This window comes from Micromonospora sp. CPCC 205539, from assembly GCF_036906815.1.
Taxonomy (GTDB): domain Bacteria; phylum Actinomycetota; class Actinomycetes; order Mycobacteriales; family Micromonosporaceae; genus Micromonospora.
On sequence record NZ_JBAKHW010000033.1, the window covers coordinates 1 to 11428 of the forward strand.

Consider the following 11428-nt stretch of genomic DNA (forward strand, 5'->3'; position numbering starts at 1 on the left):
CGTTGGCGTCACCCAGGTGACCCAGGTTGTGCAGCTTCGACTCCTGCAGGCTCGTCGCGATCGAGATGACCGCGGCCCGCTCGGGCAGGCCGGCCTTCTTCGTGGCCGCGATGATCGCCTTCGCGTCGGTGGTCTGCTCACCGTCGAGGGTGATCCGGGACTGCTCGCCCTGGGTGCCGTGCGGGATCAGCTTGCCCATGTCCGGCTTGTCGCCCTGAACGGCGACGGCGACGGGCTTGCCATCGGTGACGGGGGTAGCGGCGTGGGCGGCGATCGGGCCGGCGAACACACCACCGGCGAACGCCAGACCAGCAACGGACAACACACTCTTACGCATGATCGTGTTCATGGGGGAAGCTCCTTCGGGGGTAAGGACACCCGGGTGTCCGGGTGTGAGCACCTCGTCCGGCGCTGCAACGAGCGGGGGGAAAGTCTTCACGGCGGCCGACGGGCGGGGGCCTCGTGGCGCCGGGTCCATGTGTAACGACCACCGGCCGGCCAACATTCCGGCCCGGGGGACTCCGCCATCCGGCCCCATGCGGGCGGGCCGGTCCTGTGGCTGTCCCACCCGGCCCCTGCGTGGGGCGATCCTGCGGCTCCGCCATCCGACCCCGCTTACGGGGCGGGCGGACCCGCGGCCTGCACGGGAAGGCTCTACGGCTCTGCCGTCCGGCCCCTGCGCGGGGCGGTCCTGCGATCGTCAGGGTATGTAACGACCCCGGCCCGGCCACGATTCCACCCCACGAGTGCACCCGGTCACATGCCGAAACCACCCAGACCGGACATCCGGGAGCCGGACACACAGCCAGCGCGAGACGAGACCGGCCACCGCGCCATGATCGACTCGAGTTCGCCGATGTCGGGGCATCGGGGACGGCCGGACACCGCGACATCACCGAAACCGAGTTGATCACGCGAGGGACGCCCCCTCGCTGTGTCGATCACGGGTGGCGACGGCGTGGTCGTGCTCGTTCCAGGAACTCGTGGCATCGCCGCAGCGGGGGAGGCTGCGGATCGAGCACCGATCGCCGTCGTGGCCCGGCCAAGATCTGCACAACTACCGGGATGCTGCTGCCTTCGGGGCGTTGGAGGCAGCACCATCCCGTAAGTTGTGCGGATCTTGGTCTGTCGGGTTGGCCTGCACTGATCGGAAGCCCTGCTCAGGGCGCTTAAATCGGTTGAGCCGATGGGGTCGGTGACGGCACGCTGAGTACTCCGCCACCCACATCCGGAGGGACCTCCCATGCGCCTGCTCCGTGATCTGTGGGGCACTTCGCCGCGCCGTATGACGATCGTGGCTGTCCTGATCGTGCTCGGTGCCGCTGGCCAGGCGGGCGCGTCGGCGCTGGCCGGGCCGGTGCTGCTGCACAAGTCGATCGGCTTCTTCGTGGTGCTGGCGGTGGCCCTGGTCGCCGTGGTGCTCACCGACTTCGCGGTGAGTTTGCTGATGGCGGGCCTCACCGCCGACTGGTCCGCCGACGTACGCCAGCGGCTCTGTCGGGTGGCACTCGGGCAGGACCTGCCCACTTTGGAGACCACCCCCGTCGGCGAAATGCTCGACCGCATCGACGGTGACGTCTATCAGGTGGCCGCCGCCGTCCGCAACGAGGGAACCAGACTTGCCCAGGGGCTCTGTGTGGGCGTGCTGTCGGTGGCTGTCGCGTTGTTCGTCTGGTGGCCAGCGGGGATCGCGATGTTGGTGCTCACCGTGTCGCTCGCCATCGGCCTGCGTCGGCCGACCGCGCGGATCGTCCCGGCCCGGATGGCCGAGGAGGAGGCCTGGTCGGATCTGGCCGCGGTCATGGAGGAGGCGGTGCACGGCCAGGACGACGTACGCACGAGCCTGGCCCGGCCGTACGTGCTGCGCCTCTACGCCCGGCGGGCCGCTGCCGTGCTGTCCCGTGGCCACCGGGTCTGGGCGATGTCGGCCAAGGTGACCACGGTCGCCGCGGCGACCATCCGGGGTGGTATCGGCGTGGTGGTGCTCGGAGGCGCGTGGGCACTGGCCACCGGTCAGATCGACGCCGCCCGGTTGACGGCCGTGTGGCTGCTCGCCCTGGCCTTCGGCGGCACCGTCGAGCATGTCAGCCGGATGGTCCCCGAATTGCAGTACGCGCTGGGCGCGTGGGCCCGGGTGCAGCTGCTCCAGGATGCCCGGCAGGAGCCGACCGGCGGTGCCAGCCCGGCCGAGGGTGACCTGCGCATCCGTGACCTGACATTCGGCTACCAGGTGAGCGGGCCGGAGAGTGACCGGGGTTCCGCGCTTCGCGGGGTCAGCCTCACCTTCACCCGCGGCCGTTCGTACGCGCTGATCGGGCGGACCGGCTCGGGCAAGTCGACCCTGGCGAAGGTGCTGACCCGGGCCGTCGACGTACCGTCGGGGACCGTCTTCCTCGGCGGCACCGACCTGTGCGACCTCGACGTCGAGCAACTGCGCCGTTGGGTGGCCCTGGTGCCGCAGCGCACCGAGATCCTGGCCGGCACGCTCGCCGAGAACGTCGCGCTCTTCGACCCGGAACTGCTCGATGCCGCGGCCCGTGCATTGAACGAGCTGGGCCTGGCCGGCTGGATCGCCGAACTGCCCGACGGGCTGGCGACCCGGCTGGGGGAGGGCGGGCATGTGCTCTCCGCAGGGCAGGAGCAGCTGGTGGCGTTCGCCCGGATCCTGGTCCGCGACCCACACGTGGTGATTCTCGACGAGGCCACCGCGCGGCTGGATCCGGTCACCGAAGCGCGGGTCCAGCGCGCCACCGAACGGCTGCTGCGCGAACGGATCGGCATCGTCATCGCGCACCGGCTCTCCTCGGTGCGCCGCTGCGACGAGGTGGTGGTGCTGGCCGACGGCGGGGTGGTCGAGGCCGGCCCGCTGAACGAGTCGGCGCGCTTCGCCGAGCTGCTGGCGACCAGTCACGCCGCCGTGTATGCCGGTGCGCTGCCGGCGACCCGGTCCGGCACCGCCGGCACGGATCTGCTCACGGGCCCCGACCCGGTCGGCGTCGCCGGCACGGACCTGCTCGCCGGCCCCGACCCGGTCGGCGCCGCCGGCACGGACCTGCTCGCCGGCCCCGACCCGGTCGGCGCCGCCGGCACGGACCTGCTCACCGGCCCCGACCCGGCCGGTGCCTGGTCCGCCGCCCCACCGGCCGCGCCGGTAGCGCAGGCCGTGCCGGTGGTGGGTGATCAGGTCGTGCCGGTACGGGCCGACCCGCCGCCTTTGCCGCCGACCCCGCCGGCCCGGACGATGCGGCAGATCGTCCGGCTCTGCTGCAACGATCCCCGGTACGGGTTGGCGGCCATCGCATTGTTCCTGGTGGTCACCTTGGTCGGGCTGGACGGCCCGGTGCTGCCCTGGCTCTGGGCAGACCTGGTCGACGGCGTCGGTGACCCGTACCTGCCGGCGTTCGGGATCGTGGCCGGCCTGCTGGTCACCCTGCCGGTGCCGTATTACACCGGCATCTGGTTTCCGCAGTGGTGGGTGCGGCAGATGCTGCGGATCAGCCTGCGTCTGGTGCACGGCCAGACCGGGCCGCGCCGGGTCAGCACGCACACGCCGGCCGAGGTGGTGGCGCAGGGCGGCGACACCGAGCGGGTCGTCCAGTTGGCCGACAACATCCTGGACCAGGCTGTCGCGGTGTTCCTGGTGGTCGCCATGACGGCGGTGTCCGGCAGCTTCGTACCGGCGCTGTTCTTCGTCGGCACGATGGTGGTCTCCGGGTTGGCGGCGACGCTGTTCGGGCCGACGCTGGAACGGTCGGCCCGGGCGACCGTGGCGGCGCGGGCCGCCTTCGCGACGGCGCTGGTGTCCGTGCTGTCCTCGTCCCGGACGGTGAAGCTCGCCGGCGCGAGCGCCGCGGTGCTGCGTCACCTGGGCAGCCTCGACGCGCTGCGCAGCGACCTGCAGCGGCGGGAGATCTCGATGCAGGTGTGGGCGCGTTCCACGCCGTCGGTGGCCAGCGGTCTGCTGCCGATCGGCGCGTGGGCGCTCTACCTGAGTGGGGAGATCTCCGCTGGCGCGGTGCTGGTGGCCGTCTCCACGCTCGGCGCGGCCCGCTGGTTGGCCTGGACCACCGCGTCGTTGGTCTCCCAGTTGCCCTCGGCGCGGGTCTGGACGCGGCGGACGGTGGCGATGACCGGGGTGGGCGCTTACTCGGCGGGGGTGCCGGCGGTGGACCTGGGTGCCGGGACGGCGCCCGCGCCTACGCCACCGCCCCGGCACCCGCTGCGCCGGCTGGACCTGCGCGGCTTCGGGGTGGTGCACTCCGACGGCGTGGTCGCCGTCCGGGGTGTGGACCTCACGGTGCAGCGCGGGCAGTTGGTGCTGGTCGTGGGGCCGGTCGGCTCGGGCAAATCATCGCTGCTGCGGGCGTTGGCCGGGATCGTGCACCACACCGGCGACCTGTCGTGGAACGGCGACCCGGTCACCGAGCCGGAGCTGTTCCTGCGCCCCAACCAGGTCGGCTACGTCGGCCAACTGCCCCGGGTGCTCTCCGGCACGGTGGCCGACAACATCGCGCTCGGCCACCAGGTGGACGCGGCCGGCGCGGTCAGCACCGCCCAGCTCGACCACGACCTGGCCGCCGCCGGCGGCGGCCTGGGCCTGCTCATCGGGCACAAGGGCACCCGGCTCTCGGGCGGCCAGTTGCAGCGGCTGGCGCTGGCCCGGGCGCTGGCACCGCGTACCGAATTGTTGGTCGCCGACGACGTGTCGTCGGCGCTGGACGTCACCACGGAGCTGGCCCTGTGGCAGGCGCTGCGCGAGCACGGGGTGACCGTCGTCGGCTCGACCGCGAAGCGCGCCGCGTTGGTCCGCGCCGACCACGTGGTGGTGCTGATCGGGGGCACGGTGGCGGCCCAGGGGACCTGGCGGGACCTGGAGGGCGACTGGTCGCACCTGGCCGGGTGACGGTCGGGTGGCTGCCGTACACGGCAGCCACCCGACCGGCCGGGGTCAGACCGCGCGGAGGTACTGGGCGGGTCCGGTGTACGCGGCGCCGAGCTTGGCTGCGGCGCGGCGCGGCCAGTACGGGTCGCGCAGCAGCTCCCGGCCGAGCAGCACCAGGTCGGCCTCGCCGCTGGCGATGATCTGCTCGGCGTGCTCGGGCTCGACGATGAGGCCGACCGCTCCGGTCGGAATGCCGGCCTCACGCCGGATCTGGGCGGCCAGTGGCACCTGGTAGCCGGGGCCGACCGGGATCCGGTGAAGCATGCTGATGCCGCCGCTGGAGGTGTCGACCAGGTCCACGCCGACGCCGGCCAGCTCGCCGGCGAGCACCACGCTGTCCTCGATCGTCCAGCCGCCGTCGACCCAGTCGGTGGCGGAGATCCGGGTGAGCACCGGCACGTCCTCGCCGACCGCGGCGCGGACCGCGCGGGCCACCTCCAGGGTGAGTCGCATCCGGCCGGCCCGGTCGCCACCGTACGAGTCGGTGCGGTGGTTGGTCAGCGGCGACAGGAACTCGTGCAGCAGGTAGCCGTGCGCGGCGTGCATCTCGACGGCGGCGAAGCCGGCGTCCACCGCCCGTACGGCGGCGGTGGCGAACGCGTCGACCACTCGGGCGATACCGGCCGAGTCGAGCGCCGTCGGTGTGCGATAGCTGGGGATGAACGGCTCCGTCCCGGGGCCGACCGGCGTCCAGCCACCCTCGGCGTCCGGCACACCTCCGCTGGTCGGTGCCCACGGGCGGTACGTCGAGGCCTTGAACCCGGCGTGCCCGATCTGCACAGCCGGCACCGCGCCGTGTGCGGCGATGCTCGCGGTCACCGGACGCCAGGCGTCCACGTGGGCGTCGGACCACAGCCCGGTGTCCTGCGGGCTGATGCGCCCCTCGGGCAGGACGGCGGTCACCTCGGTCAGCACCAGCCCGACCCCGCCGACGGCCCGGGTGGCGAGGTGGGTTAGGTGCCAATCGTTCGGCAGCCCATCCGGGCCGGCGGAGTACTGACACATCGGCGACATGGTGATCCGGTTGGGCAGGGTCACCGCGCGCAGGGTCAGCGGTGTGAACAGGGCACTCATGTCGTCATCCTCGGGGACAGTGCGCTGGGCCCCGCGGGAAGGCGGGGCCCAGCGCGAGTTGGTCAGGCGGCAGCGGGGCTCAGGTCGGGCCGGGTCTCGGCGGCGGGCTCCGGGGCGGTCAGGTCACGCCGACCGGCGGCGTTGTACGCGGCCCGGTCCAGCGTGCCCTCGCGGGCGGCGACCACGGTCGGCACCAGCGCCTGCCCAGCCACGTTGGTGGCGGTCCGGATCATGTCCAGGATCGGGTCGATGGCCAGCAGCAGACCGGCGCCGGCCAGCGGCAGACCCAGCGTGCTCAGGGTCAGGGTGAGCATCACGATCGCGCCGGTCAGGCCGGCGGTGGCTGCCGAGCCGACCACCGAGACGAACGCGATCAGCAGGTAGTCGGTGACACCGAGATGCACGCCGAACACCTGGGCCACGAAGATCGCGGCGAGCGCCGGGTAGATCGCGGCGCAGCCGTCCATCTTCGTGGTGGCGCCGAACGGCACCGCGAACGAGGCGTACTCGCGGGGCACGCCGAGGCGCTCGACGGACCGCTGGGTCACCGGCATGGTGCCCACCGAGGAACGGGACACGAAGCCCAGCTCGATCGCCGGCCAGGCGCCGGCGAAGAAGCGCAGCGGGTTGAGCCGGCCGGCGGCGAGCAGCACCACCGGGTAGACCACGAACAGCACGATGGCGCAGCCGACGTAGACAGCGGTGGTGAACTTGGCCAGAGGCGCCAGCAGGTCCCAGCCGTACGAGGCGACGGCGTTGCCGATCAGGCCGAGGGTGCCGATCGGGGCGAGCCGGATGACCCACCAGAGCGCCTTCTGGACGATCTCCAGCAGCGAGCGGTTCAGTGCCACGAACGGCTCGGCGGCGTCGCCGACCAGCAGCGCCGCGGCGCCGACCACGAGGGCGAGGAAGACGATCTGGAGCACCTTGCCGTCAGCGAACGCGCCGATCACGTTGGTGGGCACGATGCCGGTGAGGAAGTCGATCCAGGAGCCGGTGGTCTTCGGCTGGGCCGCGCTGCCCAGGTCGAGGGTCACGCCCTTGCCCGGGTTGATGATCAGGCCGAGCCCGATGCCGATGGCGACCGAGACGAGCGCGGTGATGCCGAACCACAGCAGGGTCTTCAGCGCCAGCCGGGCGGCGTTGGCCACGCCCCGCAGGCTGACCACGCTGACCACGATGGCGGTGAAGACCAGCGGGGGTACGGCCAGCTTGAGGAGCTGGATGAAGATGCTGCCGACGGTGTGCAGGGTGCTGGTCAGCCAGCTCACGTCATTGGCACGGGCCAGGAAGCCGAGCGCGACGCCGAGCACGAGGCCCAGCAGGATCTGCACGGAGAAGGGGATTTTGCGCAGGCCGAAAGGCATAAGGAGTATCCAATTGTCCGGATCTGAACGAGGTAGGCGTATGGAGCGCGGCTACTCCGGACAGACGCCGCTGGCCTGCAGTCGAAGATCGACGTACAGGCGAACGGTGAGGCCCCAGACATTGGTCATCGCCCGCCGACGATACGCCCGCCCTGCTCCGGGTGTAAGGCCGTCGATCGTGAGACTCCTTACAGCCGGGCGCTCATCGGCGGGCCAGGGCCAGGGCGGTGGCGGTGGTCAGGCCCCACAGCACCGCGAGGGCGAGGACCACCCGTTCCAGCACGCCGACCACCGCACCCCGGCCGATGATGAGCATGGCCAGCCCCACCGCGGCGCTGAGCGGCAGGGCCAGTGCGGCCGTAGCGCCGGCCAGCCGGCGTACCGCATGCCCGGTCTGGTCGGACGCGGCGAGGGCGACCATCGCGAGGACCACCGCGGCGGTCGCGGCCACGCTGGCGCCCCCGTGCACCAGGTCCGCCACCGTGGGCCGCTCGAACGGCGGCAACGGGCAACCGGCGGTGCAGGTCACCGCCCCGGACAGGGCGGCGAACAGGCCGCTGGCGGTCAGCAGCGCCGCCGCCACCCGGACCGCGGGGGGCAGCGCCGCGGCGAGCAGCAGCAGCGCGCCGGCCAGGGCGAAGACCCCGATCCGGTACGTCGTGGCGTGGCCGCTGCCGGCGATGCCGGCTTCGCTGACGTACCCCGTGAGCCCTGGACCGGGGCCGGCGACCACCGCGACCGTCACCGCGACCGCGCCGGCCAGCGCGCAGCCGGCGGAGGCCGACCCGGCGACCCGGCGCGCGACGCCCACGCCCGACGTGGCGGGCGCGGTCGCGGTGCCGAACCGCCCGGGCTCAGCCACGGCCGTGCGGCGTGACCCAGCCGGACTCGTCGGGCCCGAGCGGCACGATGCCGGTCGGGTTGATCTGCCGGTGGGTGCCGTAGTAGTGCCGCTTGATGTGGTCGAAGTCCACCGTCTCGCCGAAGCCCGGCGTCTGGAACAGGTCCCGGGCGTACGCCCAGAGCACCGGCATCTCGGTCAGCTTCTGCCGATTGCACTTGAAGTGCCCGTGGTACGCGACGTCGAAGCGCACCAGCGTGGTGAACAGCCGCACGTCCGCCTCGGTGATGGCGTCGCCCATCAGGTAGCGCTGCCCGGCCAGTCGCTCCGACAGCGCGTCCAGCCGGGCGAAGAGTGCCCGGAACGCCTCGTCGTACGCCTCCTGCGAGGTGGCGAAGCCGCACCGGTAGACGCCGTTGTTGACGTCGGTGTGGATCTCGGCCATCAGCGCGTCCATCTCGGGGCGCAGTGCCTCCCGGTAGAGGTCCGGCGCCCCCGCACGGTGCAGCGACCGCCACTCGGTGGAGAAGTCGAGGGTGAGCCGCGGATAGTCGTTGGTGACCACCCGGCCGGTCAACGTGTCGATCAGCGCCGGAACGGTGACCCGGCCGGTGTAGTCCGGGTCGGTGGCCACGTACGCCTCGGACAGGTTGCTGACGCCGAGGACCGGGTCGAAGCCGTCCGGGTCGAGGGCGAACGCCCAGCCCCGCTCGTCCCGGATCGGGTCGACGGTGCCCAGTGAGATCGCGTCCTCCAGGCCGAGCAGTCCGCGGACGATCCGGGCGCGGTGCGCCCACGGGCAGGCGCGACACCAGATCAGCCGGTAGCGGCCGGCCTCCAGCGGCCAGCGGTCCTGCTCGTCGGGGCCACCGCCGGGCGGCGACGTCGAGGCCGGGGTCACCCGCCCGGTGAACCGGTTGGGTTGACGGACGAACGCGCCACCACCGCTGGTCTCTGCGCTGAACTGGGCCCGGGCCATGCCGTCAACCTATCCGCTGCGGGCGCGGATATCCTGGCTGCCGGTAGCCCGCGCGACCCTGGTGGGCGCCCCACCCCCGCCGTCTGCACCCCCGAAGGACTCGCGATGACCGTGGCATACCTGGTGGCCGGTGTCCGCACCCCGATCGGCCGGTACGCCGGCGCGCTGGCCGGCATCCGCCCCGACGACCTGGCCGCGCACGTGATCCGCGAGCTGGTGGCCCGCCACCCGTCGGTGGACTGGGGTCAGGTGGACGACGTGGTGTTCGGCTGCGCCAACCAGGCCGGCGAGGACAACCGCAACGTGGCCCGGATGGCGGCGCTGCTGGCCGGCCTGCCCGAGCAGGTGCCGGGCAGCACGGTCAACCGGCTCTGCGGCTCCGGGCTGGACGCCCTCGCCACCGCCGCCCGGTCCGTCGTGGCCGGGGAGGCCGAGCTGGTGATCGCCGGCGGGGTGGAGAGCATGAGCCGGGCGCCGTTCGTCATGCCGAAGGCGACCTCGGCGTACTCCCGCTCGGCCGAGGTGTACGACACCACCCTGGGTTGGCGGCTGATCAACCCGCTGATGCGGGACGGCTGGGGGGTCGACTCGATGCCGGAGACGGCGGAGAACGTGGCCGCCGAGTACGGCGTCAGCCGGGCCGACCAGGACGCCTTCGCGTACCGCTCACAGCAGCGCGCGGCCAAGGCGCAGGCCGACGGCCGGTTCGCCGAGGAGATCGTGCCGGTCACGGTGCCCGCCGGCCGGAGGGAGACCAAGGTGGTCGAGGTCGACGAGCACCCCCGGGAGACCTCGCTCGAGAAGCTGGCGGCGCTGCCCACCCCGTTCCGGGAGGGTGGCACGGTGACCGCCGGCAACTCCTCGGGCGTCAACGACGGCGCGGCCGCGCTGCTGGTGGCCAGCGAGGCGGCGGTCGCCCGGTACGGCCTCACCCCGCTGGCCCGCGTCAGTGGCGCGGCGGCGGCCGGCGTGCCGCCTCGGATCATGGGGATCGGCCCGGTGCCGGCGACCCGCAAGCTGCTCGCCCGGACCGGCGTCGAGCTGGCCGAGGTGGACGTGGTCGAGCTGAACGAGGCGTTCGCCGCGCAGTCCGTGGCGGTGCTGCGTGAGCTGGGGCTGCCGGCGGACGCCGAGCACGTCAACCCGAACGGTGGGGCCATCGCGTTGGGTCACCCGCTGGGTGCCAGCGGCGCCCGGTTGGCGCTGACCGCCGCGCTGGAGCTGCGCCGTCGTGGCGGCCGCCGCGCCCTCGCCACCATGTGCATCGGCGTCGGGCAGGGCATCTCGCTGCTGCTGGAGTCAGCCCACTGAGCGCGGAAAGTGCATGAACGAATCTCCCGTACGCGGGAGTCGGCGGCCTAGAGTGGTCCACACCACACCACACGACCCGCCGGGACTGGGAGCACGCTGATGCCGGACGGACTGCCGACCGAGATCGATTTGACCAGGCCGAGTGCGGCCCGGGTGTACGACTATTTTCTGGGCGGGGCGCACAACTTCGAGATCGACCGGCAGTTGGCCGAGCAGATTGCCAGCATGACCCCGAATCTCGCCGCCACCATGCGCTCCGGCCGGGAGTTCCTGCGCCGTGCCGTCCGGGTGCTGCTCGAAGCCGGCATCGATCAGTTTCTCGACATCGGCTCCGGAATTCCCACCGTGGGCAACGTCCACGAAGTGGCCCAGGGTGCGAACCCCAAGGCCCGCGTGGTCTACGTCGACATCGACCCGGTGGCCGTCGCGCACAGCCGCGAGCTGCTCGCCGGCAACGAGTTGACCGGGGTGATCCACGCCGACCTGCGCGAGCCGGAGCGGATCCTCGCCGAGACCAGGCGGCTCGGGCTGATCGACTTCGACCGCCCGGTGGGCATCCTGCTGGCCGGGGTGGTGCACTTCATCCCGGACGACGACCGGCCCGAGGCCATTCTGGCCACCCTGCGGGCCGCCGCCGAACCGGGCAGCTTCCTGGTCATCTCACACTCCACCTTCGAGGACCAGCCGCAGGAGATGTTGGAGGCCCAGCGGCTCTCCGCCCGGACGGCCACCGAGATCACCCTGCGCTCCCGCGCCCAGATCACCGGCTTCTTCGGCGACTGGACCGTCCTCGACCCGGGCGTGGTGCACATGCCGCTCTGGCGCCCGGACTCGCCGTCCGACGTGGACGAGCACCCGGAGCGGTTCGGCGCCTTCGGGGGCGTCGCCCGGTACGACCAGCCCGCCGGCTGATT

The 11428-nt window shown here is 72.6% G+C and carries 7 protein-coding genes and 1 pseudogene; 3 read left to right on the forward strand and 5 right to left on the reverse strand.

Annotated elements, in window-relative coordinates; translation table 11 throughout:
* Positions 1-349: pseudogene (locus tag V6V47_RS24775) on the reverse strand (hypothetical protein); the annotation flags it as partial.
* A gap of 894 nt (positions 350-1243) precedes the next feature.
* On the opposite strand from V6V47_RS24775, the gene V6V47_RS24780 reads away from it, so the two are divergent.
* On the forward strand, positions 1244-4903 hold the full coding sequence (locus tag V6V47_RS24780; protein WP_334630756.1) for an ABC transporter ATP-binding protein: 3660 nt from the start codon (positions 1244-1246) through the stop codon (positions 4901-4903).
* A 45-nt stretch (positions 4904-4948) separates the two neighbouring features.
* Here V6V47_RS24780 and V6V47_RS24785 read toward each other — a convergent pair whose 3' ends face one another.
* The 4 genes from V6V47_RS24785 to V6V47_RS24800 form a co-directional block, all read right to left on the reverse strand.
* The gene (locus tag V6V47_RS24785) at positions 4949-6016 is read right to left on the reverse strand and encodes an NADH:flavin oxidoreductase/NADH oxidase (RefSeq protein ID WP_334630757.1); all 1068 of its coding nucleotides are present in this window, start codon (positions 6014-6016) and stop codon (positions 4949-4951) included.
* Between the two features lie 62 nt (positions 6017-6078).
* Positions 6079-7371 (reverse strand): dicarboxylate/amino acid:cation symporter, encoded by a 1293-nt coding sequence (locus V6V47_RS24790; RefSeq protein WP_334630814.1) that lies wholly within the window; start codon positions 7369-7371, stop codon positions 6079-6081.
* 214 nt (positions 7372-7585) lie between these two features.
* Complete coding sequence (locus V6V47_RS24795) at positions 7586-8245, reverse strand: DUF998 domain-containing protein (protein ID WP_334630758.1); 660 nt, start codon at positions 8243-8245, stop codon at positions 7586-7588.
* A complete protein-coding gene (locus V6V47_RS24800) occupies positions 8238-9203 on the reverse strand; it encodes a glutathione S-transferase family protein (protein WP_334630759.1) in 966 nt (321 codons plus the stop codon). The genes V6V47_RS24795 and V6V47_RS24800 overlap by 8 nt, the downstream gene beginning before the upstream one ends.
* Positions 9204-9308: 105 nt before the next feature.
* On the opposite strand from V6V47_RS24800, the gene pcaF reads away from it, so the two are divergent.
* Entirely contained in the window at positions 9309-10514 is a 1206-nt protein-coding gene (pcaF, locus tag V6V47_RS24805) for a 3-oxoadipyl-CoA thiolase (protein ID WP_334630760.1), read from the forward strand.
* A 99-nt stretch (positions 10515-10613) separates the two neighbouring features.
* Positions 10614-11426, forward strand: coding sequence for an SAM-dependent methyltransferase (locus V6V47_RS24810; protein WP_334630761.1), 813 nt, complete (start codon positions 10614-10616; stop codon positions 11424-11426).
* Positions 11427-11428: the final 2 nt, after the last annotated feature.